15 protein-coding genes are annotated in these 16,987 nt (G+C 42.7%); 11 read left to right on the top strand and 4 right to left on the bottom strand.

Annotated features, from left to right (window positions below):
- Nucleotides 1–32 precede the first annotated feature (32 nt).
- The 3 genes from rplS to SYJ56_RS06235 all read left to right on the top strand — a co-directional run bounded on the left by rplS (nt 33) and on the right by SYJ56_RS06235 (nt 1,216).
- Nucleotides 33–398, top strand: a complete 366-nt coding sequence (rplS, locus tag SYJ56_RS06245; RefSeq protein WP_323822121.1) for a 50S ribosomal protein L19 — start codon at nt 33–35, stop codon at nt 396–398.
- Between the two features lie 248 nt (nt 399–646).
- The gene (locus SYJ56_RS06240) at nt 647–961 is read left to right on the top strand and encodes a hypothetical protein (RefSeq protein ID WP_323832778.1); all 315 of its coding nucleotides are present in this window, start codon (nt 647–649) and stop codon (nt 959–961) included.
- Nucleotides 962–1,003: 42 nt separating this feature from the next.
- A complete protein-coding gene (locus SYJ56_RS06235; protein ID WP_323832777.1) occupies nt 1,004–1,216 on the top strand; it encodes a hypothetical protein in 213 nt (70 codons plus the stop codon).
- 117 nt (nt 1,217–1,333) lie between these two features.
- Here SYJ56_RS06235 and SYJ56_RS06230 read toward each other — a convergent pair whose 3' ends face one another.
- The 4 genes from SYJ56_RS06230 to SYJ56_RS06215 form a co-directional block, all read right to left on the bottom strand.
- Nucleotides 1,334–1,888, bottom strand: coding sequence for an FKBP-type peptidyl-prolyl cis-trans isomerase (locus tag SYJ56_RS06230; RefSeq protein WP_323832776.1), 555 nt, complete (start codon nt 1,886–1,888; stop codon nt 1,334–1,336).
- Between the two features lies 1 nt (nt 1,889).
- Entirely contained in the window at nt 1,890–2,444 is a 555-nt protein-coding gene (locus SYJ56_RS06225) for an FKBP-type peptidyl-prolyl cis-trans isomerase (protein ID WP_323832775.1), read from the bottom strand.
- A 46-nt stretch (nt 2,445–2,490) separates the two neighbouring features.
- The gene (locus SYJ56_RS06220) at nt 2,491–3,414 is read right to left on the bottom strand and encodes an FKBP-type peptidyl-prolyl cis-trans isomerase (protein WP_323832774.1); all 924 of its coding nucleotides are present in this window, start codon (nt 3,412–3,414) and stop codon (nt 2,491–2,493) included.
- A gap of 162 nt (nt 3,415–3,576) precedes the next feature.
- Nucleotides 3,577–4,611, bottom strand: a complete 1,035-nt coding sequence (locus SYJ56_RS06215) for a DHH family phosphoesterase (RefSeq protein ID WP_323832773.1) — start codon at nt 4,609–4,611, stop codon at nt 3,577–3,579.
- 183 nt (nt 4,612–4,794) lie between these two features.
- On the opposite strand from SYJ56_RS06215, the gene SYJ56_RS06210 reads away from it, so the two are divergent.
- From SYJ56_RS06210 to SYJ56_RS06175, 8 genes are all read left to right on the top strand, one after another.
- Entirely contained in the window at nt 4,795–5,217 is a 423-nt protein-coding gene (locus SYJ56_RS06210; protein WP_323832772.1) for a nucleoside-diphosphate kinase, read from the top strand.
- Between the two features lie 517 nt (nt 5,218–5,734).
- Nucleotides 5,735–8,245, top strand: coding sequence for a nitrite reductase large subunit NirB (gene nirB / locus SYJ56_RS06205; protein ID WP_323832771.1), 2,511 nt, complete (start codon nt 5,735–5,737; stop codon nt 8,243–8,245).
- Nucleotides 8,246–8,263: 18 nt separating this feature from the next.
- Nucleotides 8,264–8,641 carry a nitrite reductase small subunit NirD gene (nirD, locus tag SYJ56_RS06200; protein WP_323832770.1) on the top strand — a complete coding sequence of 126 codons (378 nt, stop codon included), beginning with the start codon at nt 8,264–8,266 and terminating at the stop codon, nt 8,639–8,641.
- Nucleotides 8,642–8,653: 12 nt separating this feature from the next.
- On the top strand, nt 8,654–9,232 hold the full coding sequence (locus SYJ56_RS06195) for a DUF4202 domain-containing protein (RefSeq protein ID WP_323832769.1): 579 nt from the start codon (nt 8,654–8,656) through the stop codon (nt 9,230–9,232).
- 4 nt (nt 9,233–9,236) lie between these two features.
- The gene (locus tag SYJ56_RS06190) at nt 9,237–11,048 is read left to right on the top strand and encodes an ATP-binding protein (RefSeq protein WP_323832768.1); all 1,812 of its coding nucleotides are present in this window, start codon (nt 9,237–9,239) and stop codon (nt 11,046–11,048) included.
- 59 nt (nt 11,049–11,107) lie between these two features.
- A complete protein-coding gene (locus SYJ56_RS06185; RefSeq protein ID WP_323832767.1) occupies nt 11,108–11,770 on the top strand; it encodes a response regulator transcription factor in 663 nt (220 codons plus the stop codon).
- Nucleotides 11,771–11,915: 145 nt separating this feature from the next.
- Nucleotides 11,916–13,340, top strand: coding sequence for an MFS transporter (locus SYJ56_RS06180; RefSeq protein ID WP_323832766.1), 1,425 nt, complete (start codon nt 11,916–11,918; stop codon nt 13,338–13,340).
- A 104-nt stretch (nt 13,341–13,444) separates the two neighbouring features.
- Entirely contained in the window at nt 13,445–16,966 is a 3,522-nt protein-coding gene (locus tag SYJ56_RS06175) for a molybdopterin-dependent oxidoreductase (RefSeq protein WP_416377788.1), read from the top strand.
- Nucleotides 16,967–16,987 lie beyond the last annotated feature (21 nt).

Genomic DNA, 16,987 nt, shown 5'->3' with positions numbered 1-16,987 from the left:
GGCAAACAGCGAAAGCATAAAAACATAAAGCTATGAGCGATCTAATGAAAATAGTAGAAGCGGAATACAGCGAAGCGAGAGCTAAGTTCCCTTCATTCAAAGCTGGCGATACCATCAACGTACACGTACGTATCAAAGAAGGTAGCAAGGAGCGTATCCAGCAGTTCCAAGGAACTGTAATCCAGCGTAGAAACCCTAACTCTAACGGTGAGACTTTCACTGTAAGAAAAATATCCAATGGTATCGGAGTAGAAAGAATCTTCCCTATCATCTCTCCTGCTATCGAGCAAATCGATCTATTGAGACAAGGTAAAGTAAGAAGAGCCCGTCTATTCTACCTAAGAGGACGTCAGGGTAAAGCTGCACGTATCAAGGAAAAAATCAGAGTGAGAAAGTAAGATTTCACACTCCTGAAATCAAAAAGGAACTCAGCGATGGGTTCCTTTTTTTATTGGATAGATTCAGATTAAATTACCAAAAGGCTCTGAAACATAGTATTCTTCTTCTGATTGTCCTTACCAATCCACTCTTTTGGATGGCTTTTAAAAAGAAAAAAAATGAGTTCTCAGATAATTTTAAACGTATTTAACGTTAAATAATTGGTTAACAGTAAATTGAATCCCATTTTTATATAAAATTTTCAGCCATGAGCAATTCAATCTCTCTCGATCCAAGCTTCCAGCTTGCCAAGGTTTTTATACGTCTGGGTATGGTATTTTGTGCTGTAATGGTAGCTTTATTTATCTACCTAATCTATCTCGCGTCGTTAGGGATCTTCCAAGAGTGGGACATGGAAATTCAGTCAACTTTTGGCGAGTTCCAACTCGAAACAACTCCATTCATTTGGCAGATGGCCACCCTTACTATTCCGATTATTGGATTTATAGTGAGCTTTTTTGTATTGGGATGGTTGGGAAAAAGGATTCAAATGGAAGACAAAACCCAGAAACTGGCGTCGTAAGAAAAGTAGCTAGAGAGTTTATTATTTGACTGTATTAAAAATTTGACAGCTGGAAATGAAAGAGCGAACTGGATCCTGCCAGCTGTGTTCCTGGAGGCAAAAACAGCACTGCTTTATCCAGTTCAAGTCTTCAGACTTGGACCCATCTCACTGGAGTCACCAGACTTCCCTACCAAAACATTGATTAATCCCCACGGTGATGAAAGTGTATATTTGATCCAGCTTCTGGAGAAGCAGGATAACATAGGAGTTTGACTTTGATAAAAAATTATTTTAAAATGTGTGCTCTACGAACACCTCCGTGCCCACCCTGGTTATAAAAGACTTCCAGAAAAACCAAAAAAAAAGAGGGCCGAAGCCCTCTGATTATTCTTAGTCCATCCCTTTGAACTCTACATCAAATATCAATACCGAATTAGCAGGAATTTTAGCCCTATCCGGATCATCCCGATATCCCCAAGTTGACGGAATAATCAACTTGGCTTTGGATCCTGACCTTAAGCGGCTAAATCCAATATTCCAACCAGTTATAACATTTCCTCCCAGCGTGAAGCTAATGGGGCGATATGTGGCATCTTCATCATAAATATCATTATCCTTTGCCACTTGTTCTATAGTGGTTTCAAAAACACTTCCATCACTCAGCAGTGAGCCTGTATAATTAACATGAATTAAATTTCCGTTTCCAGGACGTGAGCTTGTTCCTTCCTCTTGTACAATGATTACCACCCCACTAGGGTCATGGATGCGATACAGGCTATCGATCTCAGCAGTTTCCAAGTAATCCACGATCAAAAGGCTGTCCTTTGCAAGATTGCCCTCTTCATCATAAACAGGCCCTCTATCGAAGGGATTGTTTGGCTCGCAGCTGATCAGTACCACTGCGAAAATCAAGAAGAAGAAAATACTAGCTCTTTGTAAAATCATATTATTGTTCTCTTTTTACTGGATTTACTTGAACCAACTCCAGTTCAAATATTAGTGGAGTATTTGGCCCTATATTTCTATTTCCGTCTCTTCCGTAAGCAAATTCTGATGGGACAAATACTGTTGCCTTTTCACCAATTTCCATATTAGAAATCCCATACTGAAATCCCAAAATAACTCCCCCTAAAAGAAACTCTACTGGCTCATATTTCCCATTTTCCTTATAAATTCCATTGGCTTTGGCAACAGACTCAAGAGTTGTTTCGAACACCTTATCAGAAAGAAATTTGCCTGTGTAATTGACAGTAATTGTATCGCCTAAAAAAAATGTCTCAATAGTGTCACTAGGTGCTACCTCTTGCCAAATCATCCTCAGGCCTGTAACCTCATCGTGAAGTTCCTTCAAATTGACAATAGATGTGGTATCAATATATGCATTAATAGCTGCCTTATCGTTGGCAAGTATTACATCATTTGTAGCCTCATCATCGATACAAGATGCTAACGAAAGACTCCCTGCAATCAGGCTTAAAAGGGCAAATATTCTAATTTTCATTGGTGTTGGTTTTGTTTTTGTTTTAGATATAAATACCGTACGTGGCTTACTGTACATCCGCTACATCTACGTCAAAAACAAGCACTGAGTTTGCTGGAATCATCGCTCCTGCACCATTCTCTCCATAGGCCAGCGGAGATGGGATAAGAAACTTGCACTTAGATCCTTTTTTCAACAATAGCAAACCTTCATCCCATCCTGGAATTACCTGCCCCATACCTACAGTAACAGGAAGCGGAGCGTAAGGTCTTTCTTCTTTGAACATGTTGTTTTCTTTGGCTATAGACTCTATCGACGTGTCAAACAAAGTTCCATCAAGTAAATACCCTGCATAATCCACAGTCATGGTAGTACCAGGAGTCACTGGATCACCTGTTCCTTCTTCTTCTATCACATAGTATAGACCACTTTCAGTTTTCTGAGCATCTAGACCTTTTTCTTTGATATAATTCTGAATGATCTTGTCTTCTTCTACCAGTCTTTCTTTAGCTCTCTCTTCTCTTTTCACTTCTTCTGCAGCCATTAGTTTTTCGTAGTATGCCTGAATAGCTTCTTCATTCATGATTTCAAAGGCACCCAACCTTACTTTAACCACGTCCTCTTCTTTAAGAGATGGGGGGAAATTGTCACCAAATATAGTTTTTACGTTCGACTCAAGGGTGATGCTGTCCCCTTTTCGCAAACCACTGAAAATCTCCTCCATCCCATTATTTATCGGTAGGGAATCGTTCACTTGCACATAACCTGGAAAAGGGTTATTTGCTGTAGAGAAAATCACTGAATCAGATGCTGTTGAGATCTCAAGATTGTAAAGCAGAAACTCCCTGTTTGGAGCTTTTTCATTTCCTTCTTTTATGTAGGTATATTCTATACCATCTTTTTCTGTGACTTTAGTTTTTTTACATGAAGTCAATGTACTCGCTCCAACCAAGAGAGCAAGGATTGCCAAAAGGCTTTTTGAATTTTTCATCTGATTATAGTTGTTTTTCAATGGACATATAGCCTGTCCCGAACTTCATTCGGGAGAATCTCGCAGACATAATAATCATCTCAATGTGTGACTCTTGAGTCCTGCTCGATTTCATAAAGGTTGTGTGATTTTTCAAGGTAATAAGGAGGGCTTTCAGGCTAATCAATCTGCTATAGTAGGGACAATTCGGAATAATTCTTCCTGGTGCTCATCTACCAACGATTCGAATCGCTCTACTGTATCTTTTAGACTCAAAGTGGATTTGCCTCCAGAGGCATTTTTATGTCCACCACCATCGAAATATTCTGCCGCAAACTTATTGACAGCTACTTCGCTGGATGACCTGAAAGAAATTTTGACACCGTCTTCGCGTTCCGAAAATAAGGCCGCCAGCTTTATCCCGTCCAAAGATAATGCATAATTGACCAAACCTTCTGTATCGCCAGTGCGGCTTTGATATTTTTTAAGATCTTTTTTACTGATTGCAAAATAGGCCATATGAAGGTCTTCGCGGACTACCAAACGGCGGCTAATCGCAAAACCGATAAACTTCAATCTGTTGACCGAGTTGGAATCGTAGATCCAGTTTGAAATTTGAGAACTATCAGCGCCCAAATCCAATAGCTCAGCCACCACCAGATGTACATTCTTTGTCGTATTAGGATGCCTGAATCCACCTGTATCGGTCATTATACCAGCATAAAGGCATTCGGCAATGTCTTTATCCAGAAGCTGTTCATCACCTAGCTGCACGATCAGTTCATAGACCAGTTCACAAGTAGCTGCGGCTTCTGTGCTCCATATACGGAAATCAGCAAAATTCTCAGGATCTTGATGATGATCGATATTGACGGTATATGCATCCGACTTGCGGATCATTTCGCCTAATTCATTTACCCTGTTCAAGACAGAGAAATCCAAACAGAAAATAATATCGGCTTCATTTAGTTTTTTGGTGGCTAATTCCATCTGTGTTGGATTACTGAAATCCAGCACAGAATCGTTGCCTTTCATCCAATTAAGAAATGAAGGATAATCCGTAGGAGTCACCACAGTTACCTCATGTCCTTTTTTGAGAAGGTAGTTAGCCATTCCCAACGAAGAACCCAATGCATCGGCATCGGGCTTGACATGTGTTGTGATGAATATTTTCTTGGGTGAAGATATCTCTCTCTTAAACGAGGCTAAAGCTTCCATTTTATACATTTAGCTGCTTTTTGGCTCTTGTAGTTCGCAAAGGTCAGGAAATTTTTGACAATTCCCAATTATACTAGTACACTGACAATGAAGCGGGTAGCGGATAAATACAAAAGTTTTTGTGCAGAATGCTGCGAAAAAGCCTATTTTTGCAGCCGATTTAAACCAATTAAAACGAACAACATGGCAACCAACAGAACATTCACCATGATCAAACCTGATGCTTTCGCAGAAGGAAATTCAGGAGCAATTTTGAAAATGATCGAAGAAGCAGGCTTCAAAATCGTGGCCATGAAAGCTACCCAATTGACTGAAAATATCGCTGGTAAATTCTACGAAGTACACTCAGAAAGACCGTTTTATGCTGATCTTTGCGCTTATATGTCCTCTGGACCTATCATTGCAGCTATTCTTGAGAAGGACAATGCGGTAGAAGATTTCAGAAAGTTGATCGGCGCTACCAACCCAACTGATGCAGCCGAGGGAACTATCCGTAAGATCTTTGCTAAATCTATCGAAGCGAATGCTGTGCACGGTTCTGACTCAGACGAAAACGCAGCTATCGAAGGATCATTCTACTTCTCTCAGATCGAAAGAGTAGGTTAATTCTACCATAAAAATATTTTATAAAGCACCTCCTTTTGGGGTGCTTTTTTTGTTTGAAGGCAAGTTAACCGCAGTGGACACAGAGGTTTACTCGGAGGACACAGTTTAGGTGCTATCCTGCGCTTATTTTTACATTCTGTGTTATCCTGCTTCTCCAGAAGCTGGATCTACTATACCCTTTCATCCCCCAAGGAGAGGTTCACCTTAATGAATATTTGGCAGGGCAGTCTGAAGACTGCATTCCTGGGGCCAAGCCTGCCTACCGGAAGGCAGGTCATGAGACATGAACCGGATAAGATTTCGTTTATAAAGACCACTTACGTAGAAGTAAAATTCATCTAATTCCTAAAACAAGTATCTAGATACTTAACCAAGCAATAAATGGCCTGTAAACTCATATACAGGCTTTCCCCATTATAAGTCTACTAAAAACTACTTATCCTCAATAGGTATTTATTTAGAATTTTATTTGTAATTACGTATTTATACTTATATTTGAGTTCTAAAATACGTAGCCATGAAAAAAGTTATTGTCATAGGAAATGGAATGGTGGGGTACAAGTTTTGCGAAAAACTAGCTGCTCACCCTCTTGCTGATCAGTTTGAGGTTGTCGTCTTCGGGGAAGAATCCAGACCGGCATATGATCGCGTTCACCTAAGCGAATACTTCTCACTAGACTCAGCGGATAAGCTGCTTTTAGCACCACGTGATTGGTATGCTGAGAACCGCATTACACTTCGGACCGGAGAAATGATCACTTCTATTGATGTGGAAACTAAACGTGTTTTCACCCACAAGCATGACTATTTCGAATATGACTACCTTATTTTGGCTACAGGCTCTTCCTGCTTTGTGCCTAATATCAAGGGGGTAGACAAGCCGGGCGTATTTATCTATAGAACTATCGAAGATCTCGATGCTATTAAGGATTATTCCCAGAAACTTAAGCATGAAGGAAAATTTAAGGCATCGGTATTAGGTGGCGGACTGCTAGGTTTGGAAGCTGCAAATGCAGCCAAAGAGCTGGGAATGCAGACCGATGTGATCGAATTTGCTCCACGCCTGATGCCACGCCAGCTGGACAAAGCGGCCAGTGATATGCTTCAAAGCAAGATCGAGAGTCTGGGTATGAAAATTCACTTAGGCAAAAACTCCCAGGAAATCGTAGGTGCTGAAGGAATTGAAAAAATTCAGTTTACAGATGATACGTCCCTGCTTACGGACATGTTGATCATATCTGCAGGTATCCGTCCCCGCGATGAATTGGCGGTAAAATGCGGTCTGAAAACCGGCGAAAGAGGCGGAGTATATGTGAATAATAAAATGGAAACTTCCGATCCGTCTATCTATGCCATCGGAGAAGTAGCACTTTATAATAATGGCATCTACGGACTAGTAGCTCCAGGCTATGAGATGGCGGGAATCGCTGTAGATCAAATCACCGGAGGTGAAAAGCTTATGAGCCCTTCCATTGATATGTCCACACAACTGAAATTGGTGGGAACGGAAGTGGCTTCTTTCGGCGATCCTTTTATCGAAAATGAAGAGATCACCGCGATAGTCTATGAAAACAAGCAGCGCGGCGTTTATAAGAGAATCAACATCACCAAAGACGGATCTCGGCTACTTGGAGGTATCATGGTCGGAGATTCCTCTGACTACAATACACTTTTCCAGCTGTACATCAACGCGATGAAACTACCTGAGAATCCAGAAGATCTGATCTTGGGTTCTAGAGGCGGTGAAAGCAAAAGCGCATTGGGTTCTGTGCTGGATCTTCCGGATACTGCCCAGATTTGCTCTTGCGAAGCCGTGAGTAAAGGAACGATATGCGAGTCCATCACAAGTGGTGCCTGCTGCAATTTTTCAGATGTAGTGAAGAAAACAAAAGCTTCTAGCTCCTGTGGTGGATGTAAGCCGATGGTGACAGATTTGGTTACTGCTACGCTAAAGTCCATGGGGCAGGAAGTGAAAGAAACTATCTGCGAACACTTCGAGTATAGCCGTCAGGAAATGTACGATTTGGTGAAGCTCCACAGCATTCTGGATTTTGACGAAGCACTGGATCGTCATGGCAAAGGTCACGGTTGTGAGACTTGCAAGCCTGTGTTGGCTTCGATTTTCGCCAGTATTTACATGGAAACTGCCAATCGGCAGGCTCCTATCCAGGATTCTAATGATAGATTCCTGGCCAACATCCAACGAAACGGAACCTACTCTGTGGTTCCGAGAGTTCCGGGAGGAGAAATTACACCAGACAAATTGATGGTGCTGGGACAGGTCGCAAAGAAATACGATCTCTACACCAAAATAACCGGTGGACAAAGAATTGATCTTTTCGGCGCACAGCTTCATGAGTTACCAATGATCTGGAAAGAGCTCATCGATGCGGGATTCGAAAGTGGGCATGCTTATGGCAAATCACTCAGAACAGTGAAAAGCTGTGTAGGATCGACCTGGTGTCGCTACGGACTACACGATAGCGTGAGCTTTGCCATACGAATCGAAGAGCGATACAAAGGACTTCGCTCCCCACACAAATTAAAAGGTGGCGTATCGGGCTGTATCCGTGAATGTGCAGAAGCCAGAGGAAAAGACTTTGGAGTCATCGCCGTAGAAGGTGGCTGGAATCTCTTTGTATGTGGTAATGGCGGTGCCACTCCCAAGCATGCTATACTTCTTGCCGAAAAATTAGATGATGAAACCTGCATCAAATATCTCGATAGATTCTTGGTTTACTATATCAGAACTGCCGCTCCTTTGCAACGCACAGCTCCATGGCTGGACAAACTCGAGGGTGGGATAGAATACTTGAAAAAAGTAGTCGTGGAAGATAGCCTGGGAATTGCCGAAGAACTGGAAGCAGAAATGGAGGAACTGGTGCAGAGATATGCCTGTGAATGGAAAGAAGCTATCGAAGATCCACAGATAATGAAGCGGTTTAAGCCATTTGTGAATTCAGAAGAGACAGATGAGAGCTTGGTATTTGTACCGATGCGAGATCAAAAAATGCCTAGACCTTGGTAATCCAATAAGAATAAGATTATGGAAGAATTATTAAAAAACTATCAATCCGTAGCCGAGCAGCAAGCTATTCATTGGATCAAAGTTGGTCTGACAGAAGACTTTCCAGAGAATGCAGGAGCCTGCGTGAAATACAACTCCAAGCAAATTGCTGTTTATCATTTTACAAGGACAAATTCCTGGTATGCCTGTCAAAACCTCTGTCCCCATAGGATGGAAATGGTGCTATCAAGGGGCATGACTGGCGATTCTCAGGGAATTCCCAAAGTTGCCTGTCCATTACATAAGAAGACTTTTTCCTTGGAAGACGGCAGCAATTTGAATGGGGAAGAATACAGCATTGCGACCTATCCGGTCAGGATTCAGGAGGGAAATGTATATATTGGATTCGCAGATTAATCCAATTTACACATGAACAAATTCCAGAAAGCGATCTCGCTGATCGATCAGGTCAACGCGGAAGACCCCGTCAGAGAAGAAGTAACCGGCAAAGAGATCTCAAAAGAACTGCTATACTCCATCCGCATGACAGAAAAGCTTGATCAATTTGATCCCGAGGCTTCGGAAGCTATGCGGCTGGCCGTGAGGGCACAACATATTGGAAGATGGAAGATACCTAGATCTGATTACCCTATGGATAGAGTGGGATATCTTAAGTGGAGAGAGGAATTGAAAAAAATGCATGCCGACATGGCAGCTTCGATTCTTAAGGAAGTGGGCTTCGATGAGGAGGTCATCGAACGGACGAAATTTCTGATCAGAAAGAAACAACTTAAAACGGATCCTGAAACCCAAACCATGGAAGATGTCATTTGTCTGGTATTTCTGGAATATTATTTCGAAGAATTTGCTGCCAAACATGAGTCTGCCAAAATCATCGATATCCTCCAAAAAACATGGGCAAAAATGTCTGAAAAAGGACATCGGGCCGCACTGCAATTACCACTATCTCCTTCAAGCTTACAATTAGTCAAAGAAGCCATTACCTAATCAAATGACCGGTACACCGCGATCGCTGGATCAAGAAACTTTTAATCGTCTCCGCAGACTTTACATCATTGCCCTGGGGGCAATCGCTATCTCACTGATCGCAAGCCAGATTCTCATCAGGCAATACCTGAATGATCAGGAAAACGATAGCCGTCTGGTCAATGTGGCAGGTCGGCAGCGCATGTTAAGCCAAAAGCTGAATAAGGAAGTGCTCTTACTTTCCCATGCGCCGTCTGCTGAAGCTTCCACCGCACTGATAGACTCGGTCCAAAATACATTGGATCGATGGACAGAAGCTCACCAAGTCCTGCAGTTGGGAGATGAATCTCAGGATTTCAGTGTGGACAATAGCCCGGAGGTAACCAAAATGTTTGAGAAGATCAATCCGTATTTCAAACAGGTGTCTGAGGCTACTCAGAATTTCCTTTTTCTCAAATCCAATCCTTCTGATGATTCCACCGCCATCGCAGACCAATTAAAGATTATTGAGACTAATGCGAATAGCTTTCTTATAAAAATGGACGAGATCGTGAATCAGTATGATCACGAGGCCAAGGAGAAGGTCGCGAGCTTGCAGCGCTTGGAACTGCTCATCACACTTTTTACACTTCTAATTTTAGTCGGAGAGTTTTTGATCATCTTTTGGCCATCGGCAAAAGCCATGAAAGCAAGTATTTACGAGCTAATGGACGCTAAGGAAAAAGCAATCCAAATGGCCAAAAATGCAGATATTCTCAGTCAGTCAAAAGAAAAGTCTGTAAGGGAATTACAGGCTCTTAGCAAAGCCATGGATCAGATTCTGTTATTTGCCAGAATCACTCCCGAAGGATACATTACTCACATGGGAGAGCGCTTCAGCAGACTTTATAAAGCTCAAAAATTCAATATCCACGCCAAAATTTCCGATGTCCTCTCTCCTTTGGAGAATGAGAAGCTTACCATTGATCGCATTATTACCGAAAACAAAAAAGCCGGATGGGAAGGTGAATTAAAAACCACCTCTCAGACAGGAGAAGACATCTGGCTGGATGTATCCATGATTCCTTACAATTCGGCCGAGGACAAGTCCGAATTGATTTTGATCTGCTTAGATATCACCAAGCGGAAGGAGTTTATGCATCAGGTGGAGCAGTTGACAAAGGAGAGTTTTGAGGAGAAAATGCATCAGCAAAAGATCATTTCAAGACAAATCATCGAGAATCAGGAAAATGAGCAAAACCGCATTGCAAAAGATATTCACGACGGTATTGGGCAGATGCTCACCGGATTGAAATACCTGCTCGAAAGTGTAGATTCTTCTAATCCAGAGAAGGCCGAAGTGAAGATCATAAAACTAAAAGAACTCACTTCGAATATTATAAAAGGTGTGCGAACAGCGACTTTTAACCTTACTCCACCGGAATTAAAAGATTATGGAATCGTTCCTGCCTTGACTGAACTGACCCAAGAGCTTTCCAAACTTACCGGGAAAGACATTGTGCTTTTCAATAAATCTGATTTTAACCAGCGGCTGGATTCTTTGGTCGAAATCAACCTGTACCGCATCACGCAAGAAGCAATCAACAATGCCATTAAATACGCTGAATCATCTCATATCATCGTCACTGTCTCCCACAGCCAGAATATTCTCAGCATCATCGTGGATGATAATGGAAAAGGATTTGATAAATCGAAATTGAAGTCAAAACCAGATGAAGAGGGTGGCATGGGTCTCACTTTTATGAAAGAACGGGTAAAATACATCAACGGGAGACTCTTTATCAACTCCTCTCCAAATGAAGGAACCAAAGTTACCCTCAACGTACCTTTAACTTAGATTTTCTAGATTTTTATACGTAAATTCAGTTTCTTTACTACGTATTTACTTAAGCACATATGAACCCAATTAAGATAGTTTTAGCTGATGATCATGAATTGGTCCGTGATGGAATCAAGTCCTTATTAGAGAGTGAGAAAGAATTCGAGGTAATCGATGAAGCCTCTAATGGGGAGGAGGCACTCGAGGTAATTGCAGCCAGAAACCCTGATTTATTGATAGTGGACATACGGATGCCAAAAATGAATGGCCTAGAGGTGGTGAAGGAAATGAGCAAAACCTTTCCTCATATCAAAAAATTGGTACTCTCCATGCACGATTCGGAAGAATATGTGGTGGAAGCCATCCAAGCCGGAGCAGATGGCTACTTGCTGAAAGGATCTTCCAAAAGTGAGTTTTTGAAGGCCCTGCACACGATTTCAAGTGGCGGAAAATTCTTCGCCGGAGATGTATCCGCCTATATCATCAATAATTTCGTCAATGGAAAAACCAAACCATCCAGTAAAACTGAGGTTTACTCCGAGGAACTTGCCAACTTGACTAACAGAGAAAAGCAGATCCTAGAGCAAATACTCGAAGGCAAAGGAAACAACGAAATTGCAGATGCACTGGAAATCAGCAAGCGAACTGCTGAAGTACACCGCTTTAATCTCATGAAAAAATTGAACGTCAAGAATCTTGTGGAGCTGACCACAAAATCCAGAGAATTAAACCTAATCTAAGTAGAAGAGTTAATTTTATACGTGGCTAAAAATCCATTTAGAGCCGATCTAAGTGGATTTTTTATTTTTTATCAAAAAAAATTACGTATTACGTATTATAATTACGTATTAATACTTAATTTTAACCAAGATAAAAATAAGTATTATGCAGCCACTACTTACACACAAAGCAACACGGTTAAATCTATTAGATTTTAAAACCGTCCCGATCCGCACCTTTTGGATCACTTCTATAGCATTCTTCATCTGCTTTTTTGCATGGTTCGGCATTGTGCCTTTTATGCCCGACGTAGTCAAGGATCTGGGTCTTACTCCAGCGCAAAAATGGAATGCAACAGTTCTTGCCGTAGCGGGAACAATTTTCGCCAGGTTATTGATCGGGAAACTTTGCGATAAGTATGGCCCGAGACTTTGCTATACCTGGTTGCTTATCTTAGGATCTATTCCTGTGATTTTCAGTGGGCTGGTACAAACTCCGATGCAGTTTTACATTTGCCGACTATTGACAGGATTCATCGGGGCATCCTTTGTGATCACTCAGGTGCATACTTCCCTGATGTTTGCCTCCAATGTAGTCGGGACGGCCAATGCAACCTCTGCAGGCTGGGGAAATCTCGGTGGTGGAGCAAATAGACTGGGTATGCCGATCATTGCCGCGATAGTCATCGGGCTGGGAGTAGCGGAAGCTGATGCCTGGAGATATGCTATGGTGATTGCCGGAATCGTCTGCTTTGCCATGGGATTGGTATATTATTTCTTTACCAAAGACACTCCGGAGGGCAACTTCAAAGAATTGGAAGCAAGAGGAATAAAAGTACCAACCACCAAGAAAGACAAAGTCGGTTTTATGGAAGCCATGAAAGACTACCGCGTTTGGCTGCTTTTCATCGTTTACGCTGCATGCTTTGGAATAGAGCTGACGGTGTATGGTACCATGGATGATTACCTACAAAACACTTTTCAACTCGAACGGATCACTGCAGGAAATATCGTGCTTTCTTTTGCCCTGATGAATATTTTTGCAAGAACATTGGGCGGATTTTTTGGGGACAAATTTGGGAAAACAAAAGGATTGAAAGGAAGAGTCTGGTTCTTGGCTGCAATCTTAATTGCCGAGGGTCTGATGCTGAGTTTATTTTCCCTAACAACCAGCCTGGTTCTTGGGTTTGGGTTACTTGTGGCATTCAGCTTGACTGTACAGATGGCAGAGGGAGCGACATTCTCTGTTGTGCCGTTTGTTAACAGAAAAGCCATTGGATCCATCTCCGGAATTGTGGGAGCCGGGGGGAATTTCGGCGCATTTTTGGCAGCCCTTTTCTTGAGTTCAAAGTCCGCTGTGGCGGAAAAAGCCGCTCTTATTGCAAGCGAAACCCTCGGGGCAGAAGCTGCTGCAGCTGCTCAATCAGCTGCTGCTGCAAGTGCTGTTTCTGCCGGATATCTAGTAATTGGAGGGATGATCGTGGTTTCGGGTGTGGTGGCATTAGCTATCCGATTTAGCACAGAAGATGAGAAAGTAGCTGAAGTAGAATTAAGCAAACTACAGCCTGAATTAGTCCGAATAGATAATTAACTTGTAACATCAACGACAAAATAGCTCCTCTGCAAGGAACCACTTACCTTGCAGATGAGCTATTTTGTTCTTATCCTATTTTCAATAGTAATTTCTGAGTTGTGATCCCAGATAAAAAAGTCAAAACCACTTGTTCCTACTGCGGCGTTGGCTGTGGAATAGTAGCTGGAGTGGACGCTCAAAACAAAGTTCAGGTCGAAGGCGATCAAGATCATCCGGTGAACCAAGGCATGCTGTGCTCCAAAGGGATGAACCTCCACTATGTAGTCAATGATACCTCTGATAGAATTCTCTATCCTGAAATGCGCTGGAGCCGATCCCATCCTCGGGAGCGGGTAAGCTGGGATGAGGGGCTAGATAGAGCAGCGGGTGTATTCAAATCCCTGATTCAGAAATACGGGCCAAAAAGTGTGGGTTTTTATATCTCTGGCCAATGCCTGACCGAAGAATATTACATTGCCAACAAGCTGACCAAAGGCTTTCTTGGCACCAATAACATCGACACAAACAGTCGCTTGTGCATGAGCTCAGCGGTGGTGGCTTACAAAAAAACTTTTGGAGAAGATTCTGTTCCGATCTCTTATGAGGACATCGAGCTCGCAGATGCTTTTCTAATCGCAGGCGCAAATCCAGCCTGGTGTCATCCTATCCTCTTTCGCAGACTGGAAAAACACAAAGAGAAAAACCCGAATGTGAAGATAATCGTGGTGGATCCGCGTAAAACCGATTCGGCTACTTTCGCGGATATTCACCTTCAAATAATTCCGGGCACAGATATCATTTTGTACAATGCCATCGGCAGAAGAATCATTGATATCGGACTGGCTGACAAAGAATTTATAGAAAAACATACCGAAAACTACCTGAAATACCGCAAGCAGGTTATGGCAACTTCCCTGAAAGAAGCTTCCAAGCTCTGCGGAATTTCTATTGATGATATTAAGAAAGTGGCCGAGATCATCGGCGAGTCTAAAGGATTTATCAGCATGTGGGCTATGGGACTGAACCAAAGCGCAATAGGAACGGATAAGAACTTTTCACTTTTGAATCTTTCTCTGGTGACAGGGAGGATCGGTAAGCCTGGTAATGGTCCATTTTCACTTACTGGGCAACCAAATGCCATGGGCGGTCGTGAAGTAGGTGGCATGGCGAATCTACTCGCAGTGCACAAGGACCTGAATAACCCGGTACATCGTCAGGAAGTAGCCAATTTTTGGGGGGTAAATGAGATTTCCCCTGAACCGGGGTATACAGCCACAGAAATGTTTGATGCCTTGGAAAGTGGGGAAATGAAAGCTGTGTGGATTATCTGCACCAATCCTATGGTGAGTTTGCCAAATTCGAAGAGAATCGAGAAGGCACTTCAAAACGCCAAATTTGTGGTGGTGCAGGATATTTCTCACAAAGCAGATACAGTAGCCTATGCCGACCTGGTACTTCCTGCAGCTGGATGGCTGGAAAAGGAAGGTACGATGACTAATTCGGAGCGTCGGATTTCCTACTTAAACAAAGGCATCAACCCTCCGGGTGAAGCTAGGCCTGATGTGGAGATTCTCTGTGATTTTGCACGCATAATGGGTTTCCGAGGGTTCAATTATACCAATACAGAGGAAATATACGAGGAATATTGCGCCATGACGAAAGGCACAAACATCGATATTTCCTTCCTGAGTTATGATAGACTGAAGAGTGAAGGCACATTCCAGTGGCCAGTACCAGCCTATAGACATACAGGTACTCCGCGGCTTTTTGCAGACAACAAATTCTATACTCCTTCACAAAAAGCAGTCTTTAATATCCCTGCTCAGATTACTAATACTTCTGAAAAAACCAGCAAAGAATTTCCGCTGATCCTTACCACGGGACGCGTAAGAGATCAGTGGCATACGATGACAAAGACTGGAAAAGTCTCCCGACTGCGCACCCATTATCCTAGTCCAATACTTGAAATCAACCCAATCGATGCTTACTTGGACAAGGTGAAAGACGGAGATGTGGTAGAAGTAAAAAGCAAGAATGGGATTGTCCGGGTAAAGGCGAAACTTTCAAAAAGCATTCGTGAGGGAGTGGTTTTTCTTCCCATGCACTGGGGAAAACAATTGCAAAGTGATCTCAATCGGGCAAATAATCTGACCAAAACTGTGGTGGATCCCCAGTCCAAAGAACCGGATTTTAAATTCACGACAGTTTCTGTTTCCAAATACAAAAAGGTTCAAGAGAAAATAGTGGTAGTGGGAGCTGGAGCAGCGGCATTCCGCTTTGTCCAGAATTATCGGGAGCATAACGAATCCGATCAAATCCATGTGTTCTCCAAAGAGCCGCATCCTTTTTATAACAGGGTTCTTCTACCGGAATATGTTACAGAGGAATTGACATGGGAGCAGCTACAGAAGATCAAAGAGCAGGAACTGAAAAAGCTGAAAATAAGCCTGCATACCGGACTTTCGATAGATAAAATTGATCCCGAAAAACAAGTGGTGGTGGACGATGAAGGAAAAGAATATTCCTTTGACAAACTGATCCTGGCCACGGGAAGCCGCGCTTTTATTCCGAAAGATGCACAATTGGATCTGCCGGGGCGCTTCACGATGCGAAGCAAAATAGACGCAGACAGATTTAAAGATTACCTGGAAACTACCAAACTTCCGCCCGAAAACCAGCATGTGGTAATAATCGGGGGAGGACTGCTCGGGCTGGAATTAGCGGCAGCATTGCAGCACAATCATGTGAAAGTAACTATTGTGCAGCGTGCTTCCCGATTGATGGAGCGGCAGCTGGATGAAGTATCCAGTAAGCTACTATCACTGGATGTGCAAGAGCGTGGAATACACGTGTATTTCGATAACGAGGTGAGTACCGTATTCGATGATGAAGAAAATAAATCCTTATCTATTACACTGAAGAGCGGTAAAATCATTTATGCCAATGCGGTGGTATACGCCATTGGAACCCAGCCCAACATAAAAATTGCACGCGATAATGGCATTTTGTGCGGTCGGGGCATCAAGGTAAACCAGCATTTACAGACGAATTATCCCAACATTTTTGCCATAGGCGAAATCGCAGAATTTCAAAATCAACTATTCGGGATCACATCAGCAGCTGAAGAGCAGGCCATGGTTTTAGCAAATTACATTGCCGGGGATGTGAGTAGTATTTACTCAGGTTCGGTGTTGATGAATATTTTAAAATTCAAGGATCTGGAACTTTGCAGTATTGGCGACATTCTGATTCCTGAAAATGATGATTCTTATGAGGAAATCATTTTCACAGATATGAGCCGCCGCTATTACAAAAAATGCATCGTCAAGGATGACCTGCTGATCGGGGCGGTATTGATGGGGGACAAAAATGAATTCGCTGAGTTTAAATCCCTGATCGAAAACAAAATAGAGCTTTCCGAAAAAAGAAAATCCCTTTTAATGGGCTCCTCCGACACGCGTCCTGTCATAGGTAAATTAGTCTGTAGCTGTAGCCGTGTGGGAGAAGGAAATATTAAGGAAGCCATCACAGGCGGATGTTCAGATTTCACCGAACTTTGCCAGCTAACAGGAGCCGGTTTGGGTTGTGGCAGCTGCAAAACGGAGGTTAGAGAAATTCTTCACCAATCAAAAGTACTGGCATGAAATCGAGCATGTCGAAGGCGA

Origin of the sequence: Algoriphagus aurantiacus (genome assembly GCF_035156405.1) — a bacterium.
GTDB lineage: Bacteria > Bacteroidota > Bacteroidia > Cytophagales > Cyclobacteriaceae > Algoriphagus > Algoriphagus aurantiacus.
The sequence above is the reverse complement of the archived record's forward strand: the minus strand, read 5'-3'. Positions and strand labels throughout refer to the sequence as shown.

Bases quoted from the DNA above. Each gene is read 5' to 3' on its own strand.
- nirB (WP_323832771.1), top strand. From the start codon at position 5,735: ATGAAAAAAGTTATTGTCATAGGAAATGGAATGGTGGGGTACAAGTTT.
- SYJ56_RS06240 (WP_323832778.1), top strand. From the start codon at position 647: ATGAGCAATTCAATCTCTCTCGATCCAAGCTTCCAGCTTGCCAAGGTT.
- SYJ56_RS06180 (WP_323832766.1), top strand. From the start codon at position 11,916: ATGCAGCCACTACTTACACACAAAGCAACACGGTTAAATCTATTAGAT.
- rplS (WP_323822121.1), top strand. From the start codon at position 33: ATGAGCGATCTAATGAAAATAGTAGAAGCGGAATACAGCGAAGCGAGA.
- SYJ56_RS06220 (WP_323832774.1), bottom strand. From the start codon at position 3,414: ATGAAAAATTCAAAAAGCCTTTTGGCAATCCTTGCTCTCTTGGTTGGA.
- SYJ56_RS06215 (WP_323832773.1), bottom strand. From the start codon at position 4,611: ATGGAAGCTTTAGCCTCGTTTAAGAGAGAGATATCTTCACCCAAGAAA.
- SYJ56_RS06230 (WP_323832776.1), bottom strand. From the start codon at position 1,888: ATGATTTTACAAAGAGCTAGTATTTTCTTCTTCTTGATTTTCGCAGTG.
- nirD (WP_323832770.1), top strand. From the start codon at position 8,264: ATGGAAGAATTATTAAAAAACTATCAATCCGTAGCCGAGCAGCAAGCT.
- SYJ56_RS06210 (WP_323832772.1), top strand. From the start codon at position 4,795: ATGGCAACCAACAGAACATTCACCATGATCAAACCTGATGCTTTCGCA.
- SYJ56_RS06185 (WP_323832767.1), top strand. From the start codon at position 11,108: ATGAACCCAATTAAGATAGTTTTAGCTGATGATCATGAATTGGTCCGT.
- SYJ56_RS06195 (WP_323832769.1), top strand. From the start codon at position 8,654: ATGAACAAATTCCAGAAAGCGATCTCGCTGATCGATCAGGTCAACGCG.
- SYJ56_RS06225 (WP_323832775.1), bottom strand. From the start codon at position 2,444: ATGAAAATTAGAATATTTGCCCTTTTAAGCCTGATTGCAGGGAGTCTT.
- SYJ56_RS06190 (WP_323832768.1), top strand. From the start codon at position 9,237: ATGACCGGTACACCGCGATCGCTGGATCAAGAAACTTTTAATCGTCTC.